The sequence below is a fragment of the Pseudomonas sp. TE21394 genome, from assembly GCF_054057835.1.
This window is the reverse complement of the sequence record NZ_JBSRZR010000001.1, coordinates 2,293,524-2,313,319: the sequence shown is the minus strand read 5'-3', so window position 1 is coordinate 2,313,319 and position 19,796 is coordinate 2,293,524. Positions and strand designations below refer to the sequence as shown.

Genomic DNA, 19,796 nt, shown 5'->3' with positions numbered 1-19,796 from the left:
GCCGCCATACAGCCCTGGCATCTTATGCCGGACGATAAACACGCACATTGGCATGTCCCTCACTGAGCAGGTGGTGTGCGTGCAGGCGGCTCATCACACCTTTGTCGCAATACAGCAAGTACTGGCGGTTGGCGTCCAGGTGCTTGAACTTGCTGTTGATCGCGTAGAACGGCATGGCCTGGACTTCGATACCGTCCAGCACCAGAGGTTCGTCTTCCTGGGCATCGGGGTGACGAATATCGATGACGATCTGGCCGGGCAGTGCCTCGGTCACTTCCTCGATTTCGATGTCCTTGCCCAGCTCATCGATCACGTGGTCGATGGAAATCAGCCGGGCGCGCTCCAGAGCGCGCTCCAGCACGGCCATGTCGAACTGCTTCTCTTCATGCTCCATGCGGTGGCGCTTGGCATGGGTAGTCGGGTTCACCGAGATCACGCCGCAGTATTCCGGCATGTGCTTGGCGAAATCGGCGGTACCGATCGCGTAGGCCTGGTCGATGATGTCCTGCTTGTGGCTGGCCAGCAGCGGGCGCAGGACCAGCTTGTCGGTGGCCGAGTCGATGATCGACAGGTTCGGCAGTGTCTGGCTGGACACCTGGGAAATCGCCTCGCCAGTGACCAGTGCGTCGATCTCCAGGCGGTCGGCCATGCGTGCGGCACCGCGCAGCATCATGCGCTTGAGGGTTACGCCCATGTAGCTGTTGTCGACCTTGTTGAGGATCTCGCCGACCACTTCTTCGAACGGTACGCTGATGAACAGCACGCGCTGGCTGCTGCCGAACTTCTTCCACAGGTAGTGGGCCACTTCCATCACGCCCAGCTCGTGCGCACGGCCGCCGAGGTTGAAGAAGCAGAAGTGGGTCATCAAGCCACGGCGCATCATCTGGTAGGCCGCCACGGTGGAGTCGAAGCCGCCGGACATCAGCACCAGGGTCTGCTCCAGGGCGCCCAGCGGGTAGCCGCCGATGCCCTGGTGCTGGTTGTGGATCACGTACAGGCGCTGGTCGCGGATTTCGATGCGCACCAGCACGTCCGGGTTTTTCAGCTCGATGCCGGCCGCACCGCACTGCTGGCGCAGCTGGCTGCCGACGTAGCGGTCGACGTCCATCGAAGTGAAGTCGTGGTGGCCGCCGCGCTTGCAGCGCACGGCGAAGTGCTTGCCGGCCAGCAAGTGACCGAAGTGCTGCTTGCACTTGGCAACGATGTCGTCGAAGTCACCCAGCGGGTACTCCTCTACCTGCAGGAAATGGGTGATACCCGGCGTGCAGGTGAGGCGCTCGATCATCTCGCGCTGGACTTTCTCGTCTTCGACGCGGGTGACCACTTCGAGATTGTCCCAGACACCATCGACCACGAGCTCAGGGTCAAGGTCCTTGAGCACGTTGCGGATGTTCTTGCCAAGCTGGCGGATGAAGCGCTTGCGCACCGGCCGGCTCTTGATGGTGATTTCTGGGAAGACTTTGACGATAAGTTTCATTGGTTAACAGCGCGCGCAGGGCCTGCCGAAAATGAGGGGCGCGAATTATAGCGGAAATTGCTCAGGATTTGACCAACTTTTGATCAGAAGCTTGCAGATAAATGCAGGAAGCAGGGTTTGTGCTGCCTGTCCCGGCCCTTTCGCGGGTGAACCCGCTCCCACAGGAATGTCACAGCCTTCGAAATCTGTGCGCTCCTGTTGGAGGGGGTTCACCCACTGAAGAGGCCCTCAAAAAACGCACGATAATCAGCCAATGCACACTATTGGTGCACAGCCACCGAAAACCGCCTCGTTAGAGTGCACTTTTCCGACTCAACCCCCTGCCAGATGCCCACAACCGCCCCTTTTTATCCCGCCCTCGCCATTTTCGGGCACTGGCATGCAATTTGCTCCCTTGTGAGGCAGGTACGCTTGGCCGACTATCCGCGCCCGGCAACACCCTTTTTCCAGGGCAGCGGCCCACCGCGCTCTAGACCATCCGGAGGACAACATGTCGAAGTCGGTTCAACTCATCAAAGATCATGACGTCAAGTGGATTGATCTGCGTTTCACGGACACCAAAGGCACTCAGCACCACGTGACCATGCCGGCGCGTGATGCGCTGGACGACGACTTCTTCGAAGTCGGCAAGATGTTCGACGGCTCCTCCATCGCAGGCTGGAAAGGCATCGAAGCCTCCGACATGATCCTGATGCCGGTCGACGAAACTGCCGTACTCGACCCGTTCACCGAAGAGCCGACCCTGATCCTGACCTGCGACATCGTCGACCCGTCGAGCATGCAGGGCTACGACCGTGACCCACGTGCCATCGCCAAGCGCGCCGAAGAGTACCTGAAGAGCACCGGCATCGGTGACACCGTATTCGCCGGCCCCGAGCCAGAGTTCTTCATCTTCGACGAAGTGAAGTTCCAGTCGGACATTTCCGGTTCGATGTTCAAGATCTTCTCCGAGCAAGGCTCGTGGATGACCGGCGCTGACATCGAAGGCGGCAACAAGGGCCATCGTCCGGGCGTGAAAGGCGGCTACTTCCCGGTCCCGCCGTTCGACCACGACCATGAAATCCGTACTGCCATGTGCAACGCACTGGAAGAAATGGGCCAGACCGTCGAAGTCCACCACCACGAAGTGGCGACTGCCGGTCAGAACGAAATCGGCGTCAAGTTCAACACCCTGGTGAAGAAGGCAGACGAAGTACAGGCCCTGAAATACGTGGTGCACAACGTTGCCGACGCTTACGGCCGCACCGCTACCTTCATGCCGAAGCCACTGTACGGTGACAACGGTTCGGGCATGCACGTGCACATGTCGATCTGGAAAGACGGCAAGAACACCTTCGCGGGCGAAGGCTATGCCGGCCTGTCCGATACCGCTCTGTACTTCATCGGCGGCATTATCAAGCACGGCAAAGCCCTGAACGGCTTCACCAACCCGTCGACCAACTCCTACAAGCGCCTGGTTCCAGGTTTCGAAGCCCCGGTAATGCTGGCCTACTCGGCGCGCAACCGTTCCGCCTCGATCCGCATTCCTTACGTCGGCAGCCCGAAAGCCCGCCGTATCGAAGCACGCTTCCCGGACCCATCGGCCAACCCATACCTGGCCTTCGCCGCCCTGCTGATGGCCGGCCTGGATGGTATCCAGAACAAGATCCACCCAGGCGATGCCGCCGACAAGAACCTGTACGACCTGCCGCCTGAAGAGGCCAAGGACATTCCACAGGTTTGCGGTAGCCTGAAGGAAGCCCTGGAAGAGCTGGACAAAGGCCGTGCGTTCCTGACCAAGGGCGGCGTGTTCTCCGACGACTTCATCGATGCCTTTATCGAACTGAAGAGCGAAGAAGAGATCAAGGTCCGTACCTTCGTGCACCCGCTGGAATACGAGCTGTACTACAGCTGCTGATCTGATCGGCGCCTTGCGCTGATGGCATGATCACAACGGCCTCCCTCGGGAGGCCGTTTTCGTTGCTTCGCTTTATCGCTCTAGTTCCTACAGCGCGCAGGGATCCCACTGACAGTTCTGCGCAGCAACAACTCGCAGGGTAGACGTCCATTCATCAACGGACGTCATGCAATGAGCCGATTTCTACCCGCAGTCCTGACCTTGTCCGCCCTCCTCTCTGGTTGCAGTAGCCAGCCCGGGACGGTACAGACGCAAGTGCTTCATCGCGCCACCGGCAGCTGGGAAGGTACCCCCTACACCCGATACCCCGAAGGACAGCCGGTACTATCGCTGGTGAAAGTCAGCATCCCTGCCCATACCACCCTCGACTGGCACTGCCATCAGGCGCTCAACCTCGGTTATCTGGCGGAAGGTGAGCTGGAGGTGGAAACCACCGACGGTAAGCGAACAAGACTGATCGCGGGTGACACACTGGCTGAGCTGGTAGACGAGGTGCACCGCGGCAAAACCATGCGACAAGCCGCCACGGTGATGGTTTTCCATGCTGCAAACGAAGACCTGGCCTTTTCCACACCGCAAGGCCAATGCCCAAGGCGACAACCGGCAGATGAGGGGCCGCTGGAAACCTTGCTCGATGATATCGAGCATCGCCTGGCAAATGCCGAGTTCGTCGCACTGCACAAATGGGACAAGACTCAACCCGTACAGGACAGCAAGCGCGAACGGCAAATACTGAATGACGTGCGCAGCAACGCGTGGCGCTATGGACTGCCAGGCGAACGGGCAGCGTCCTTTTTTGCCGACCAGATCGAGGCGCACAAAATGGTGCAATACAGTTTTCTTAACCACTGGCACAGCCAAGGCCAAGCGCCAGATACACCTCGTCGGGATCTTCAGCATGAGTTACGCCCCGAACTGGATGCCCTGCAAGCCAGGTTGCTGAAAGGTCTGGCCAGCCTGCCCAACGAATCCAGGGTCGATTGCAACCAACGCCTGGCGACCTCGATCAACGAGCGTGCCTTGCCGCAGCTGATGAAACACGCCTTGATTCGCGCCACTGGCCAATTATGCGATTAGCCACGAAACCTCTATGCTCCATATTGGTGCATTTTGTGGGCTCGCGCCCCTGAATGCACCCCAAAAGAGATCACATGAACCGTTACACCAGCACATTCTGGTGCAAATGTGCGAAATTTCAGGCTGTTATTGGCCGATTTCCGCTTCCTTTCGGAGCCTTGGTTTGTTTCTTGCATTTGCGCAAGGAGACTGGAATCAGCGGATCCACCACGCGGCCAACCATGCCCGCTCCCGTGCCAGACAAGCGCCAAAAGAGGTCACCGACGCCTTATGACCATCAGCGATGCACAGCACCGTCTGCTTCTGGACAACCTGACCACTGCCACGCTACTGCTCAACGCCGAGCTGTGCCTGGAGTACATGAATCCGGCTGCGGAAATGCTGCTGGCGGTCAGTGGGCAGCGCAGCCACGGGCAGTTCATCAGCGAGCTGTTCACCGAATCGAGCGAGGCCCTCAGCTCGCTGCGCCAGGCTGTCGAACAGGCGCACCCGTTCACCAAGCGCGAAGCGCAGCTCACTTCGCTGACCGGGCAGACCATCACTGTCGACTACGCGGTAACGCCAATCCTGCACCAGGGCCAGACCCTACTGCTGCTCGAGGTGCACCCGCGTGACCGGCTGCTGCGCATCACCAAGGAAGAGGCCCAGCTGAGCAAGCAGGAAACCACCAAGATGCTCGTGCGCGGCCTCGCCCACGAAATCAAGAACCCCCTCGGCGGCATTCGCGGTGCAGCCCAGCTGCTGGCGCGCGAATTACCCGAGGAAGGGCTGCGCGACTACACCAACGTGATCATCGAGGAGGCTGACCGCCTGCGTAACCTGGTCGACCGCATGCTCGGTTCGAACAAGCTACCGTCACTGGCCATGACCAACATCCACGAAGTACTGGAACGGGTCTGCAGCCTGGTCGAAGCCGAAAGCCAGGGCTGCATCGCCTTGGTGCGCGATTACGATCCCAGCCTGCCGGACGTGTTGATCGACCGTGAGCAGATGATCCAGGCCGTGCTCAACATCGTGCGCAACGCCATGCAGGCAATCAGTTCCCAGAACGAACTGCGCCTGGGCCGCATCACCCTGCGCAGCCGCGCCCTGCGCCAGTTCACCATCGGCCATGTTCGCCATCGCCTGGTGGCACGTGTAGAGCTCATCGACAACGGTCCCGGCATTCCACCGGAACTGCAAGACACCCTCTTCTACCCCATGGTCAGCGGCCGCCCGGACGGCACCGGGCTGGGCCTGGCCATTACCCAGAACATCATCAGCCAGCACCAAGGCCTGATCGAGTGTGAGAGCCATGCAGGCCACACCGCCTTCTCGATCTACCTGCCCCTGGAACAAGGAGCCACCGCCTCATGAGCCGAAGTGAAACCGTATGGATCGTCGACGATGATCGTTCCATCCGCTGGGTCCTGGAAAAAGCCCTGCAACAGGAAGGCATGACCACCCAGAGCTTCGACAGCGCAGACGGCGTAATGGGCCGCCTGGCACGCCAGCAGCCGGATGTGATCATTTCCGATATCCGCATGCCCGGCACCAGCGGCCTTGACCTGCTGGCGCAGATTCGCGAGCAACACCCTCGTCTGCCGGTCATCATCATGACCGCCCATTCCGACCTGGACAGCGCCGTAGCGTCGTACCAAGGCGGAGCCTTCGAGTACCTGCCCAAGCCGTTCGACGTGGACGAGGCGGTCTCGCTGGTCAAGCGCGCCAATCAGCACGCCCAGGAGCAACAGGGGCTGGACGTGCCGCAGAACCTGGCACGCACCCCGGAAATCATCGGTGAAGCACCAGCGATGCAGGAGGTGTTCCGCGCCATAGGCCGCCTTAGCCACTCGAACATCACCGTACTGATCAACGGCGAGTCCGGTACCGGCAAAGAGCTGGTCGCGCACGCCCTGCACCGCCATAGCCCGCGCGCGGCTTCACCTTTCATCGCCCTGAACATGGCCGCCATTCCCAAGGACCTGATGGAGTCGGAACTGTTCGGCCATGAGAAAGGCGCCTTCACCGGCGCGTCCAACCTGCGCCGGGGCCGCTTCGAACAGGCCGATGGCGGTACCCTGTTTCTCGACGAGATCGGTGACATGCCCGCCGACACTCAAACCCGCCTGCTGCGGGTGCTGGCTGATGGCGAGTTCTACCGCGTGGGCGGCCACGTGCCGGTCAAGGTCGACGTGCGCATCATCGCCGCGACCCACCAGAACCTGGAGTCGCTGGTACAGGCCGGCAAATTCCGTGAGGACTTGTTCCACCGCCTGAACGTGATCCGCATCCATATCCCGCGGCTGGCCGACCGGCGCGAGGACATCCCGGCCCTGGCCCGCCACTTCCTTGCCCGTGCCGCGCAGGAACTGGCGGTCGAGCCGAAGATCCTCAAGCCGGAAACCGAGGAGTTCATCCGCAATCTGCCATGGCCGGGCAATGTGCGGCAGATGGAGAACACGTGCCGCTGGATCACGGTGATGGCCTCCAGCCGCGAAGTACTGATCGGCGACCTGCCGCCCGAGCTGCTGAACCTGCCGCAGGACGCTGCGCCGGTGACCAACTGGGAGCAGGCCCTGCGCCAGTGGGCCGACCAGGCACTTACCCGTGGCCAGTCCAACCTGCTGGACAGCGCAGTGCCGAGCTTCGAACGGATCATGATCGAGACGGCGCTCAAGCATACCGCCGGGCGCCGCCGGGATGCGGCGTTGCTACTGGGCTGGGGGCGCAATACCCTGACGCGCAAGATCAAGGAGTTGGGGATGAACGTGGCAGGTGGGGACGATGAGGAAGGTGATGACCACTGACTAGTGGATAAACCCTTCGATCTTTGGGGCCGCTTTGCGGCCCCAGCCATTTCAGCCGCTGATGCACCGATCCTGTGCCCGATGCACCTCTCGAAGGCACAAATCCCCTCAAAAAACGGCCAAATTCCCATGAAAGCCCAGTACTCACAGGCTTTCCAAAACTGGCACGCCCCCTGCATTAACTAAAACATACCCAGTTTCGGGGGCCCTGGTACAGGCAGGCCGGGTGAACCCCTCTTTTATTCGCGACACCGCCCGTTTTGGGGACCTCGGTACAGGCAGGCCGGGAAATCCCCTCTTTTATTCGTGCAGTTTCAGCTGCACCCGCCAGCGCCCAGCGTCCTCTGCACCGGCCCATTCGCCGTGCAGGGGGCGCGCCGCCACCACCGTCAGCAGCAAGCCTTCCTTGCTCTTCTGCACTTTCCAACTCACCGGTTTGCCTTGCAGGCTCAATTGCCCCTGCTGGCGCTTGCCCTGGGCCTGGAACAGCAGCGCCACCGTGCCTTCCACGTTCTCGCCGTGCAGCCGGGGCTCGGCGTTGAACCATAGCTCCAGGCCATCCTGCACCACCTGCACCTGCTGCAGTTCGCGCTCCTCGGGCGCGGTCAGGCGGCCGATCATCAGCCCCACCATGATCCCGACAATCGCCAGCGACAGCATGACCCGCGGGAACGCCTTCGAACGCACGTCCGGTTCAGGGGTAGAATGCCCGTCATCTTCACGCTTGGAGCCGTGCATGTTTCACGTCATCCTTTTTCAACCTGAAATACCGCCGAATACCGGCAACATCATTCGCCTGTGCGCCAACAGCGGCTGCGAACTGCACCTGATCGAGCCCATCAGCTTCGAACTGGATGACAAGCGCCTGCGGCGCGCCGGGCTGGATTACCACGAGTATGCCACGCTCAAGCGCCACGAGAGCCTGGCCGGATGCCTGGAAAGCCTGGGCAACCCTCGGCTGTTCGCCTTCACCACCAAGGGCTCGCGGCCATTTCACGAAGTGGCCTACCAGCCGGGCGATGCCTTCCTGTTCGGACCGGAGAGCCGTGGCTTGCCGGCCGAGGTGCTGGACAGCCTGCCGGACGAACAGCGCCTGCGCCTGCCGATGCGGCCAGGTTGCCGTAGCCTGAACCTGTCCAATACCGTAGCGGTGACGGTGTATGAGGCGTGGCGGCAGAACGGGTTTGCCGGGAGCTGATGCAGTGCCGGCGACAGGGCCGGCACAGGTAACAAAAAAGCGCCTCGAAGGGCGCTTTTTCAAAACAGCAAAGTTACTGCATGGTCGGCGCTTCGCCGGCTTCCTGCATGCGCTGCATTTCCTGCGCGTACAGGGCGTCGAAGTTGACCGGCGACAGCATCAGGGCCGGGAACGAACCGCGGGTCACCAGGCTGTCCAGCGTCTCACGGGCGTACGGGAACAGGATGTTCGGGCAGAATGCACCCAGGGTGTGGCTCATCGAAGCCGCATCCAGGTTCTTGATCAGGAAGATGCCGGCCTGCTGCACTTCAGCGATGAAGGCGACCTCTTCACCGTTTTTCACGGTAACCGACAGGGTCAGCACCACCTCATGGAAGTCGCCTTCCAGGGCCTTCTGCTTGGTGTTCAGGTCCAGGGCTACGCTCGGTTCCCAGTTCTGACGGAAGATCTGTGGGCTTTTCGGGGCCTCGAACGACAGATCGCGCACATAGATACGCTGCATGGAGAACTGAGGGCTGTTGTCTTCTGCAGCAGCGCCGTTGGTCTGTTGGTCAGTCATGACTGGTCCTTATCCTAATGTTTTTGAATGCAGTGCAAATCAGGCCGCCAGCAGCGCGTCGAGCTTGCCGGCGCGCTCCAGGGCATAGAGGTCATCGCATCCACCGACGTGGGTGCTGCCGATCCAGATCTGCGGCACCGATGTACGGCCGGCCTTCTGGCTCATCTCGGCACGAACCTGCGGCTTGCCGTCGACCTTGATTTCCTCGAAGGCAACGCCCTTGCTCTCGAGCAGGTACTTGGCGCGCATGCAATAAGGGCAGTAGTCGCTGGAATAAACGATGACGGGCTTCATATCACTTCACCAGAGGCAGGTTATCGGCTTTCCAGCTGGAAACGCCACCGCTCAGCTTGGCGGCGTTGTAACCAGCCTTGAGCAGCTCGCTGCAGATAGCACCGGACTGCTGGCCCATTGCGTCGACGACGATCAGGGTCTTCGCTTTGTGCTTTTCCAGCTCGCTCAGACGGTTGACCACTTTGTCCTGCGGAATGTTGATCGCGCCGACGATATGGCCTGCGGCGTATTCCTTGGACGGGCGGATGTCGAGGACCAGGCCCTTGTCAGCATTGACCAGAGCGGTCAGCTGGCCATTGCTCAGGCTCTGGCCGCCACGGCGGATTTCATTGAGCAGCAGCAGGACCAGCAGAACAACGAAGATCGCGACCAGAATGTAGTGATCTGTCGCGAATTGAATCAGGTGAGCAACCATCAGCGGTGTTCCAGGCGATTGAAAATGCCGGCCAGTATACACAGCCCCTTAGTGCCACCAAAGCCCGACGGGCCGGCGGCAAAACCTTCCTCCCATCACCGTGCCCGCGCGCGTCGGTCGGCGGATGGGACGAATATTCGCCGCCCGTGGCGTATTTGCCCTAAAATGCGTGTCTTTATCATCTTTGAACAACCGTGAGTTTGATTGATGAGTACGCCCAAACCCCTGGTCCTGATCATCCTGGATGGCTTCGGCCACAGCGAAAGCCCCGAATACAACGCCATCTACGCCGCCAACACACCGGTCTATGACCGCCTGCGCGCCAGCCAGCCGCATGGCCTCATTTCCGGCTCGGGCATGGATGTCGGCCTGCCGGACGGGCAGATGGGCAACTCCGAAGTCGGCCACATGAACCTCGGCGCCGGGCGCGTCGTCTACCAGGACTTCACCCGGGTGACCAAGGCCATCCGCGACGGCGAGTTCTTCGAAAACCCGGTGCTGACCGCAGCGGTGGACAAGGCCGCCGCTGCCGGCAAGGCCGTGCACATCCTCGGCCTGCTGTCCGACGGTGGCGTGCACAGCCACCAGGACCACCTGGTGGCAATGGCCGAACTGGCCGCGCAACGAGGCGCAGAAAAGATCTACCTGCACGCCTTCCTCGATGGCCGCGACACGCCTCCACGAAGCGCGCAGTCGTCCATCGAACTGCTCGACGCCACCTTCGCCAGGCTGGGCAAGGGGCGCATCGCCAGCCTCATTGGCCGTTACTACGCGATGGACCGCGACAACCGCTGGGACCGCGTCAGCGCTGCCTACAACCTGATCGTCGACAGCGCTGCCGAGTACACCGCCGACACCGCCCTGGCAGGCCTGGAAGCAGCCTACGCCCGTGACGAGAGCGATGAGTTCGTGAAGGCCACGCGCATCGGCGATGCGGTCAAGGTCGAAGATGGCGACGCCGTGGTGTTCATGAACTTCCGTGCCGACCGTGCCCGCGAGCTGTCGCGTGTGTTCGTCGAAGCCGACTTCAACGAATTCCCGCGGACCCGCCTGCCCAAGCTGGCCGCCTACATCGGCCTGACCCAGTACTCGGCGAAGATCCCGGCACCTGCCGCCTTCGCCCCGGCCAGCCTGAACAACGTGCTGGGCGAGTACCTGGCGAAAAACGGCAAGACCCAGCTGCGCATCGCCGAAACCGAGAAGTATGCGCACGTGACCTTCTTCTTCTCCGGTGGCCGCGAAGAGCCGTTCGACGGCGAAGAACGCATCCTGATCCCGTCGCCGAAGGTCGCCACCTACGACCTGCAGCCGGAAATGAGCGCGCCGGAGGTGACCGACCGCATCGTCGAGGCTATCGAGCAGCAACGCTACGACGTGATCGTGGTCAACTATGCCAACGGCGACATGGTCGGCCACACGGGCGTGTTCGAAGCGGCAGTGAAGGCCGTCGAGGCCCTGGATGGCTGCGTCGGCCGCATCGTCGACGCGCTGGACAAGGTGGGTGGCGAAGCGCTGATCACCGCCGACCACGGCAACGTCGAGCAGATGGAAGACGAAAGCACCGGCCAGGCACATACCGCGCACACCACCGAGCCAGTGCCGTTCATCTATGTGGGCAAGCGCAACCTGAAAGTGCGTGATGGTGGCGTGCTGGCCGACGTGGCACCGACCATGCTGAAGCTGCTGGGGTTGGAAAAACCGGCGGAAATGACCGGTACTTCGATCCTGGTCGACGCCTGATTCTGTGCATGGGCCGCGTTGCGGCCCTCTTTCCACATGAATTCCAGACAAACGCCTCCCTGCACCCGCAGCGAGGCATTTTTTTTGCACGCCCACGCGGGCATACTAGGCCAGTCTCCATCCTTGGTACGCCAAACCCCATGCTTCGCGCCCTGATCCTCCTAGCCCTGTCTTGCCTGCTCGGTCCGGCATTCGCCGATGAGCGTGCGCAGACCCAGCAGCAACTGGATGCCACCCGCCAGGATATTGCCGAGCTCAAGAAGACGCTGAGCAAGCTCCAGGAAGAAAAGGCCGGTGTGCAGAAGGACCTCAAAGCCACCGAGACCGATATCGGCAACCTCGAAAAGCAGGTGGAGGCTCTGCAGCAAGAACTAAAAAAGACCGAGGGCGAGCTGGAGCGCCTTGATACCGAGAAAAAAAAACTCCAGAGCGCCCGCGTTGAACAACAGCGACTGATCGCCATCCAGGCCCGTTCGGCCTACCAGAACGGCCGCGAGGAATACCTGAAGCTGCTGCTCAACCAGCAGAATCCCGAGAAGTTCGCCCGCACCCTCACCTACTACGACTACCTGAGCAAGGCGCGCCTGGAGCAACTGCGCACCTTCAACGAGACCTTGCGCCAGCTGGCCAACGTGGAGAAGGACATTGCCAACCAGCAGGAACAGCTGCTGGCCCAGCGCGCCGACCTCGACAGCCGCCGCCAGGCCCTGGAAGTTGAGCGTGGCAAACGCCAGCAGGTACTGGCCAAGCTCAACAGCGACATGAAGGACCGCGACCAGAAGCTGCAGTCGCGCGAGCAGGACCAGGCCGACCTGGCCAAAGTGCTCAAGACCATCGAGGAAACCCTCGCCCGCCAGGCCCGCGAGGCCGAAGAGGCGCGCCAGAAAGCCTTGCTGGCCCAGCAGGAGGCGGAAAAACGCCGTCAGCAAGAGGCCCTGGCTGCAGCCGCCGCCCGCGCGCAAGACAGCGAACCCGCAGAGCCACCGAAAAAGGCGCGTACCACCCTGGGCCCGATGGTTTCCAGCGACGGCGCGAGCTATGGCGGCGCATTTTCTGCCGCGCGGGGAAAACTTCCCTGGCCAGTCAATGGTCGATTGCTGGCACGCTTCGGTGATGCCCGCGGCAGCGACGCCCGTGCCAAGTGGGACGGTGTGATGATCAGCGCCAGCCCGGGCACCCAGGTACGTGCCGTGCACGGCGGGCGCGTGGTGTTCGCCGACTGGTTGCGCGGTGCCGGGCTTCTGGTCATTCTCGACCATGGCAACGGTTACCTGAGCCTGTATGGGCATAACCAGAGCCTGCTCAAGAGCGCCGGTGATATCGTCAAGGCCGGCGAAGCCATTTCCACTGTTGGCGACAGCGGCGGCCAGGATGCTGCCGGCTTGTATTTCGCCATTCGCCAGCAGGGCCGCCCTACCGACCCTTCGCAGTGGTGCCGGGGCTAGTCAAATTTCGACGGCGTAGCCCACGGGCCACGCCGATGCTCCCCAGGGAGCGCCTACAGGATCAGGAGTTCGTTCGACATGCTGCACTCGCCTCGTCTCACCCAGCTGGCCCTGTCCATCGCCCTGGCGGTGGGCGCGCCCCTGGCCACTGCCGCAGAGCCGGCCAAGCCGGCTGCAGTGCCGGCCACCGAGGTGACCACCAAGGCACCTCTGCCGCTTGAGGAACTGCGCACCTTCGCCGAGGTGATGGACCGCATCAAGGCGGCCTACGTGGAGCCGGTAGACGACAAGACCCTGCTGGAAAACGCCATCAAGGGCATGCTCAGCAACCTCGACCCGCACTCGGCTTACCTCGGCCCCGAGGACTTCCAGGAGCTGCAGGAAAGCACCAGCGGCGAGTTCGGTGGGCTGGGTATCGAAGTGGGCCAGGAAGATGGTTTCATCAAGGTGGTCTCGCCCATCGATGACACCCCGGCCTCACGTGCCGGCGTGCAGGCGGGTGACCTGATCGTCAAGATCAACGGCGCTCCTACCCGGGGCCAGACCATGACCGAGGCGGTCGACAAGATGCGCGGCAAGGTCGGTGAAAAGATCACCCTGACCTTGGTGCGCGATGGCGGTACCCCGTTCGACGTCACCCTTGCCCGCGCTGTCATCCAGGTCAAGAGCGTGAAGAGCCAACTGCTGGAAAACGACTACGGCTACATTCGCATCACCCAGTTCCAGGTCAAGACTGGCGACGAAGTGGGCAAGGCGCTGGCCAAGCTGCGCAAGGACAACGGCAAGAAGCTGCGCGGCGTGGTATTGGACCTGCGCAACAACCCGGGCGGCGTGCTGCAGTCGGCGGTGGAAGTGGCCGACCACTTCCTGACCAAAGGCCTGATCGTCTACACCAAGGGGCGCATCGCCAACTCCGAGCTGCGCTTCTCGGCCGACCCGGCCGACGCCAGCGAAGGCGTGCCATTGGTAGTGCTGATCAACGGCGGCAGTGCCTCGGCCTCGGAAATCGTCGCCGGCGCCTTGCAAGACCAGAAACGCGCGGTACTGATGGGTACCGACAGCTTCGGCAAAGGCTCGGTGCAGACCGTGCTGCCGCTGGCCAACGATCGCGCCCTGAAATTGACCACTGCGCTGTACTTCACCCCCAATGGCCGCTCGATCCAGGCCCAGGGCATCGTCCCCGACATCGAAGTACGCCCGGCCAAGCTCACCGCCGAAGCCGACACCGACAACTTCAAGGAAGCCGACCTGCAGGGTCACCTGGGCAACGGCAACGGCGGCGCCGACCGCCCGACCGGCAGTGGCAAACGCAAGGAGCGCCCACAGGATGACGACTTCCAGCTGAGCCAGGCCCTGAGCCTGCTCAAGGGCCTGAACATCACCAAGGGCGACTGATCTACCCCATGCGTTATCTGCTGTGCCTGTTGTTCTGCCTGATGGCCGGAATCGCGCAAGCGGCGCCGGCCAGCAAGGCCTACATGAGCATCATCATCGACGACCTGGGCCAGAGCCCCGAGCGTGACGGCCGTACCCTGGCCCTGCCCGGGCCGGTGACCATGGCGATCATGCCCGACACCCCGCATGCCACCGACTTTGCACGCCAGGCGCACAAGGCCGGCAAGACGGTGATCCTGCACATGCCCATGGACCCGGCCACCGGGCCCTATGCCTGGCACCCGGGTATCGCCATCGAAGAACTGGCGCGGCGCCTGGACGCAGCATTGGCCAAGGTGCCCTACGCAGCCGGCATCAACAACCACATGGGCAGCCGCATGACGGCACAGCGTGACCCCATGACGTGGTTGATGGGCGAGCTGCAGCGGCGCCATCTGTTCTTTGTCGACAGCCGCACCAGTGCCGCCACCGTCGCCGCAGCCGAGGCGCAGGCACAGGATGTCGCGCATGTGTCACGGGATGTATTTCTGGATGACGTACGCACACCCGAGGCCATTACCGCTCAGTTGCAACAGGGTATCGCCCTGGCGCGCAAACAAGGCTCGGCGGTGCTGATCGGACACCCTTATCCACAGACCTTGGCAGTGCTGGAACGGGAAATCCCCAGGCTCAAGAGCCAGGGGATCGAATTGATCGGCCTGCGCCAGATGATTGCGGAACGCGCCAACCAGGCCATGCCGGCACATGGCCGCAATGGCCGTTACCAGAACCGCTGAGCGTCAGCGCAAGGTTCACGATGGGCGGTTCCAAGCCTCGCTGAAAACGGCCGATGCCTGGGCAAGTGTCAACCGGCCCCGATGCAGTCGTCGGCCGCGCTCAGCCAATGCCGGGGCATCCTGGGGGCCCAGGAAGCGCTGCTCCCAGGTCTTGAGATGGCCCACGGTAAACTCCGCTGGCAAGGCATCAGGCGAACCGAAGTGAAAGTGTGCAGCCCAGATGATCTTTTTGGCTTTGCCAGCCTTACTGTCGCGTAGGCGAATCGCATATTCATCCATGGAGGAATTGTCCTTCAACACCTTCCGCGGACCACGGTATTCGATCGAGATCCGCTGTTGCTCATGCAGGTAGCGTAAACCCTCAGCTTCAGGGTAAGGCGTAATGGAATAGATCCTGATCAGCAACTCCTCGCGTCGCTGCGTCCAGCTGCTCAGCTTTTCGACCAGTTTTCCATGGGTGAAACCTTCGTCGCTCTGCAACGCGTCGGCGTGGGTACGGAGTTGGCCGATATGGTCGTCGAGGAGGTTTTTCAGATCTCGAGTACTCACGCCTTCGCGTGCCTTTTGCTCGATCATTCGCTCAAGGGCTGTGTCCTGGGACAGCAGATACAGGGCATGCCCGACCAGCTCCGCGCGGGCGCGATCAGGTATTGTCGGGGCTGGTACCCGCTCGGTCCATACGCCATCGACCCTGTCGAAGCGCTTGAGCACCGCCATATCGCCCGATCGGCTGGTCACCTCGACCACGGGCGCGCCCCCGTCATCGACCTGACGGCCTATGGCAATCTGACCGTCCCGGCCATACACCACGAACTGCTGCGCCTGCTCGACAGGATAGGCACGACGTGCCGAGGGAGCTCGGCCTTCAAGCTCCCACATTGCCTCGACCAACAGGGTGTTGGCCGACTGCTTCAACGCCATCATGTCCTGTTCGAAAGCCTCGAGCATGGCGGGATTCACAACGGGGTCCACCCCGCGCCTCATGTCGATGCTATTGATGATGGCAGCGCTGTATTCATCCCAGGCCACTTGCAGCACTTCGATACGATCTGCGGGCGGCAGGTTGCTCGTAAGGAGTTGGGCGTGAGCATTGCTGGCGACTTTCAATGCTTCGCTGACAAGCTTGCGCCTGTCGTCCGCCCGATTGACAGCGCCTTCCTGCTCCAGATTGAACGAGAGCTCTGCATGGAACATAGCCTGCCCGAGCTGCATGTCCAGCGTCGTGGCTGTACGTTTCGCGACTAATCCACCCACGGTTCTCGGCTGGCCATTTTCATCCAGAACCGAGCTCATCACATGATCCTCGGGCACCAGAACGATGAATTCGTCGAGGTTGGCACTCGCTTCCACGGCCTGCCTGGTGATTTCGACCAGGCCTAGGATGCGGCGCTTGTACTCCAGGTACTGCCCCTCTACGTCTTTGACGTTACGCCCAATCGGCTCATCCTCCAGCCGATAGACTTCACCGGGCTCGGCATTTTGCAGTACCTGGTGCAGCATGTTTTCGCTGCATCTGACGATCTCGACGTATGATTCAAGCCGTGCCTTCTCGATCGTTGCCAGCGAGAACCGGGATACCAATCTGGAGTAACGGGTTTTCAATTCGGCAGCGGTGTTCAGCAGCCCGACCAGTCGCTTGTTCCGGCCGATGACATCACGCAGGTCGTTGACGAACTGGGTGCTTGCTTCGCGGTGCTCGCCCTTTTTCGTCGCGATCTTTTCTTCGGTGGAAGCGACCAGCCGCGCACGCTGATCAGCTTGTTGGTCCGGCATCTGCAGGAACTTGTCCCTCATGCCTTTGAGCGTATTAAGCTCCGAAAACAGTTGCTGACATTTCTGGGAAAACCTGACCGTCTCGTATTGACGCTGTTGCAGCTCACCAAGCAGTTCCGTTGCTTGACCTGTCACGCGGTCGAATCTTTCCTGCGGCGCCCTCCGTTCGCCTCGGCCTCCGCCTCCAGGCAGGAAACCATCGGTTCTAATACGCCATATGCCATCATCCACCAACAGCGGGCCATGCTCACCGTCAGGGCCAACGATGCGCCGCCCATGATCGTCGTGCAGCACCTGGTAGGCATTCCCGTCAATGACCACATAGAACCGTTCGCCAACACGCTCGAGGCCATTGCTGCGCGTAGCGCCAGTCAGATCGATGTCGGCGACATACGGGGCCAACGCCTTAGCTTGTGCCACCGGCCCTTGCCCCCAACCGTGCCCCAGCGATACCGGCCCCACTTCCTCCCGTAGCGAACCGATGGAGGTTTCCACTGTGGACACCACCTCAGCGGGCCGCCAGATAGCGGGGTCTCTAGGTGCAAGGGCCTTGTAGATCGGTTCGGCATGAATCATTCGCGGTGCGCGGGCAATCTCGCCCTGTCGACCATGCATGAGCGCCATGGCTACGGTAGCCACCAGGTTCGCACTCATTACCGTATCCGATACGCCACCCTGCGAAACCGGGGTCTTTTCCAGCAACGGCGACAGCAGGCCCACCAAGGCAGCGACCCGGCCCAGCAGGCCCGGCAATACCGGCGCTACCAGGTCGAAGAACAGCCAACCGAACGTCTTCACCACCGCCCAGCGATGCTCGGCATTCGACACCGTCTGCCGGTCCGCCAGTTCGATCAGCGCTGCGCGCTTGCTGGCGAACATGCGCACGTCGATATCGGACAGATAGTTCCGTAGCATCAATCTCGGCGGCGCGACCGGTGATGGCAGGATCGAAGTATCGATGATCGGGCGACCCAGGTGAGGTTCGATGAAACCGCCATAGGCGTAGATGGATCGCGCACTTTCCGGCAACCAGGCGAGCACACTGTCCTGCAGGTCGCCAGGCTCCCTTATGGCGTTCATCAGGCCATCCTGATCGTCGTACTGCAGTAGCGTCTGTTGTGCATAAAGCGGCCGGTACAGCAGCACCACCGACGGGTGGGTCAGGGCGATCACATACATGCACACAACCTCGTCGACCTGACGCCGGCCAGGGGCCGCCCTGAAGGCCAAGGGGGCGATACCCACATTCACCCTCAGGTCCCGTCCGCTGCGGCAGAACTCGGCCAGCGCATGCCAGGCACTCTCGCTCAGGTTGCCCTCGACCTTGGCCTTCAAGCCGTCGAACAACAGTCCATAACGCCATTCACGGCCAAACAGCTTGCCGCGCTCCGTCAATGTGGCCCTGTCATTGAGCACTTCGGCGGCATGCACAGGATAGTTGCCACCAATGTCCACACGCTCGATCAGGCTACTGATATAGACCGGATTCATCCAGTCCATGATCAACTGGTTTTCCCTATGGCTAATGCTGCTGATGATGCCGCCCGACAGGGCATCCAGGTGCCCGATTGCCAGCTGGGTGAGGGTCAGGCTGCCGCCATCCTTGAGGGTGACGGGCAAGTCTTTGTCGACAGTGGTGTCGGGAATGGACACCTTCAGTATCAGGTCATCCGGGAAGTAATTGGCTTCAGTTGGGTAATCGTCGAGCATCTGCTTGCGCAAGCGATCTGCGGCATAGCTGTGAAGGTCTTGCAGACCGCCCAGCGAAGTGCATCCCTTGCTCAGCGCCTGGGCGATCGAGGCATCCAGCAATGCCACCTGATACTCGAAACGGTCACGACTACTGGCGGCCAACAGCCATTCAGGCAAGGCCGAAGTCACGTCGATATCTTCAGAACGGTCCTCGTTGAGGAAAAGCCGGGACGGGTCGGTGAGTACGCTCATCACCGCTTCCAGTTCGGCACCATCGGCCATCGACGACAACTTGACTTGTGCCACATCATCAAGCAACAGGGCCAGCAGCAACCCGGATTGCTGCATGAAGACATCACCCTCGAAGGCGTACCTGCGCCAGGTCAGCTCGTCGGCCCGGCAGCGCACCGCCGAGTACTCACGCAGCGCTTCGCTGAATTCCAGCACATCAGCGAACGCCCTGACCGCGCCAGACAGCGAGCACCACAGGATTAGCTTGCGCTCGTCTCGCTCAGCCTCGATCAACAGGTCCCCCGGCATGAACACCTGCTCGCGCTCATCAACGGTCTGGGAAAAGCCCAGCGTGGTGACCTGGATCCCGCTCACGCCCAACAGCAGTTCGTTGACCAACGTGCGTTCGTCATCCTCCAATTGGGCCCGCGATACGCTGCCTGCCAGCGCCATCCGCAGCGCTTGCTGCATCCAGCGGTGCCTGCCGACACCAGCATCATCGGGATTCGGGCGAGCTTCGGCATTCCAGTAGTCGATCTGCGCCCGCTGAAAATCTTCGATCAGCGAGGCCAGAACTTCATCGAAAACAGCATTCAGTTCGTGCAAGCGCACGTTCAGCGACTGCAAGCCACTGTGTTCGATAACCTCGGAAAGCCCGCTGGCGGGAGGCTCGGCGCTCAGGTGATGCTGCTCGGTGAAGGCTGCCGGCCGGCCTTGAACCAGCCCGTCGAGCAGCACCGTGGCCAGGCTCTGCAGGTCGATCTTGCCATTGCGCGCCAGGGTCACGGTGAACCCTTCGCTGGAATCACGTTCGGGAAAGTGAGAAGCCAGCTGTGGATAACGTGCGACGAGGGCGCTGAACAGCTTGGTGTCCAACACTTGGCGCAACGTCGGGCGTGTTGCGAACTGTGCTGCGATCACGTCCCTCTGCGCATGGGGGGCGAAGGGTTCGGTGGTAAGGGTCATGCGATTGGCTCCAGCTACGACTATGAGCCGTTACCATGCGCGACCGCGCCACCCAGTGAGGCTTACATATTT

At 61.5% G+C, this 19,796-nt stretch carries 15 protein-coding genes; 9 read left to right on the top strand and 6 right to left on the bottom strand.

Features of this window, described 5'->3' with window-relative positions; all coding sequences use genetic code 11:
- Positions 1–22: 22 nt before the first annotated feature.
- Entirely contained in the window at positions 23–1,477 is a 1,455-nt protein-coding gene (gene thiI, locus ACVWZT_RS10720) for a tRNA uracil 4-sulfurtransferase ThiI (protein ID WP_296232766.1), read from the bottom strand.
- 490 nt (positions 1,478–1,967) lie between these two features.
- Between thiI and glnA the strand changes: the two genes are divergently transcribed.
- The 4 genes from glnA (at position 1,968) to ntrC (ending at position 7,240) form a co-directional block, all read left to right on the top strand.
- Positions 1,968–3,374, top strand: coding sequence for a type I glutamate--ammonia ligase (glnA, locus tag ACVWZT_RS10715; RefSeq protein ID WP_170033280.1), 1,407 nt, complete (start codon positions 1,968–1,970; stop codon positions 3,372–3,374).
- Between the two features lie 423 nt (positions 3,375–3,797).
- A complete protein-coding gene (locus ACVWZT_RS10710; RefSeq protein ID WP_457469271.1) occupies positions 3,798–4,451 on the top strand; it encodes a chorismate mutase in 654 nt (217 codons plus the stop codon).
- A 270-nt stretch (positions 4,452–4,721) separates the two neighbouring features.
- Positions 4,722–5,807 (top strand): nitrogen regulation protein NR(II), encoded by a 1,086-nt coding sequence (gene glnL / locus ACVWZT_RS10705; protein WP_296232763.1) that lies wholly within the window; start codon positions 4,722–4,724, stop codon positions 5,805–5,807.
- Complete coding sequence (ntrC, locus tag ACVWZT_RS10700; protein WP_296232762.1) at positions 5,804–7,240, top strand: nitrogen regulation protein NR(I); 1,437 nt, start codon at positions 5,804–5,806, stop codon at positions 7,238–7,240. Before glnL ends, ntrC begins: the two co-directional genes overlap by 4 nt.
- A 300-nt stretch (positions 7,241–7,540) precedes the next feature.
- On the opposite strand, the gene ACVWZT_RS10695 is transcribed toward ntrC, so the two are convergent.
- Entirely contained in the window at positions 7,541–7,978 is a 438-nt protein-coding gene (locus ACVWZT_RS10695; protein WP_296232760.1) for a hypothetical protein, read from the bottom strand.
- Here ACVWZT_RS10695 and trmL point away from each other — a divergent pair.
- On the top strand, positions 7,977–8,438 hold the full coding sequence (trmL, locus tag ACVWZT_RS10690; protein ID WP_296232759.1) for a tRNA (uridine(34)/cytosine(34)/5-carboxymethylaminomethyluridine(34)-2'-O)-methyltransferase TrmL: 462 nt from the start codon (positions 7,977–7,979) through the stop codon (positions 8,436–8,438). The two genes, ACVWZT_RS10695 and trmL, sit on opposite strands and share 2 nt — an antisense overlap.
- Before the next feature lie 73 nt (positions 8,439–8,511).
- On the opposite strand, the gene secB is transcribed toward trmL, so the two are convergent.
- Genes secB through ACVWZT_RS10675 form a run of 3 tightly spaced genes read right to left on the bottom strand, consistent with a single transcriptional unit; the run spans position 8,512 to position 9,706 of the window.
- Positions 8,512–8,997: a protein-export chaperone SecB gene (gene secB / locus ACVWZT_RS10685; protein WP_296232758.1), complete on the bottom strand. Its 486-nt coding sequence runs from the start codon at positions 8,995–8,997 to the stop codon at positions 8,512–8,514.
- A gap of 39 nt (positions 8,998–9,036) precedes the next feature.
- Positions 9,037–9,291, bottom strand: a complete 255-nt coding sequence (gene grxC, locus ACVWZT_RS10680; RefSeq protein WP_003249204.1) for a glutaredoxin 3 — start codon at positions 9,289–9,291, stop codon at positions 9,037–9,039.
- A gap of 1 nt (position 9,292) precedes the next feature.
- Positions 9,293–9,706, bottom strand: a complete 414-nt coding sequence (locus ACVWZT_RS10675) for a rhodanese-like domain-containing protein (protein WP_186672247.1) — start codon at positions 9,704–9,706, stop codon at positions 9,293–9,295.
- A 204-nt stretch (positions 9,707–9,910) separates the two neighbouring features.
- Between ACVWZT_RS10675 and gpmI the strand changes: the two genes are divergently transcribed.
- The 4 genes from gpmI to ACVWZT_RS10655 all read left to right on the top strand — a co-directional run bounded on the left by gpmI (position 9,911) and on the right by ACVWZT_RS10655 (position 15,062).
- Entirely contained in the window at positions 9,911–11,446 is a 1,536-nt protein-coding gene (gene gpmI / locus ACVWZT_RS10670; protein ID WP_457469268.1) for a 2,3-bisphosphoglycerate-independent phosphoglycerate mutase, read from the top strand.
- A 140-nt stretch (positions 11,447–11,586) separates the two neighbouring features.
- Positions 11,587–12,891 (top strand): murein hydrolase activator EnvC family protein, encoded by a 1,305-nt coding sequence (locus ACVWZT_RS10665; protein WP_457469266.1) that lies wholly within the window; start codon positions 11,587–11,589, stop codon positions 12,889–12,891.
- 78 nt (positions 12,892–12,969) lie between these two features.
- Positions 12,970–14,286: a S41 family peptidase gene (locus ACVWZT_RS10660; protein ID WP_457469264.1), complete on the top strand. Its 1,317-nt coding sequence runs from the start codon at positions 12,970–12,972 to the stop codon at positions 14,284–14,286.
- Positions 14,287–14,294: 8 nt separating this feature from the next.
- Positions 14,295–15,062: a divergent polysaccharide deacetylase family protein gene (locus tag ACVWZT_RS10655; RefSeq protein WP_296232749.1), complete on the top strand. Its 768-nt coding sequence runs from the start codon at positions 14,295–14,297 to the stop codon at positions 15,060–15,062.
- 15 nt (positions 15,063–15,077) lie between these two features.
- On the opposite strand, the gene ACVWZT_RS10650 is transcribed toward ACVWZT_RS10655, so the two are convergent.
- A complete protein-coding gene (locus ACVWZT_RS10650) occupies positions 15,078–19,724 on the bottom strand; it encodes a dermonecrotic toxin domain-containing protein (RefSeq protein ID WP_457469262.1) in 4,647 nt (1,548 codons plus the stop codon).
- Positions 19,725–19,796 lie beyond the last annotated feature (72 nt).

Coding starts and splice junctions, on each gene's coding strand:
- thiI (WP_296232766.1), bottom strand. CDS start 1,477: ATGAAACTTATCGTCAAAGTCTTCCCAGAAATCACCATCAAGAGCCGG.
- glnA (WP_170033280.1), top strand. CDS start 1,968: ATGTCGAAGTCGGTTCAACTCATCAAAGATCATGACGTCAAGTGGATT.
- glnL (WP_296232763.1), top strand. CDS start 4,722: ATGACCATCAGCGATGCACAGCACCGTCTGCTTCTGGACAACCTGACC.
- ntrC (WP_296232762.1), top strand. CDS start 5,804: ATGAGCCGAAGTGAAACCGTATGGATCGTCGACGATGATCGTTCCATC.
- trmL (WP_296232759.1), top strand. CDS start 7,977: ATGTTTCACGTCATCCTTTTTCAACCTGAAATACCGCCGAATACCGGC.
- ACVWZT_RS10695 (WP_296232760.1), bottom strand. CDS start 7,978: ATGCACGGCTCCAAGCGTGAAGATGACGGGCATTCTACCCCTGAACCG.
- secB (WP_296232758.1), bottom strand. CDS start 8,997: ATGACTGACCAACAGACCAACGGCGCTGCTGCAGAAGACAACAGCCCT.
- grxC (WP_003249204.1), bottom strand. CDS start 9,291: ATGAAGCCCGTCATCGTTTATTCCAGCGACTACTGCCCTTATTGCATG.
- ACVWZT_RS10675 (WP_186672247.1), bottom strand. CDS start 9,706: ATGGTTGCTCACCTGATTCAATTCGCGACAGATCACTACATTCTGGTC.
- ACVWZT_RS10665 (WP_457469266.1), top strand. CDS start 11,587: ATGCTTCGCGCCCTGATCCTCCTAGCCCTGTCTTGCCTGCTCGGTCCG.
- ACVWZT_RS10660 (WP_457469264.1), top strand. CDS start 12,970: ATGCTGCACTCGCCTCGTCTCACCCAGCTGGCCCTGTCCATCGCCCTG.
- ACVWZT_RS10655 (WP_296232749.1), top strand. CDS start 14,295: ATGCGTTATCTGCTGTGCCTGTTGTTCTGCCTGATGGCCGGAATCGCG.
- ACVWZT_RS10650 (WP_457469262.1), bottom strand. CDS start 19,724: ATGACCCTTACCACCGAACCCTTCGCCCCCCATGCGCAGAGGGACGTG.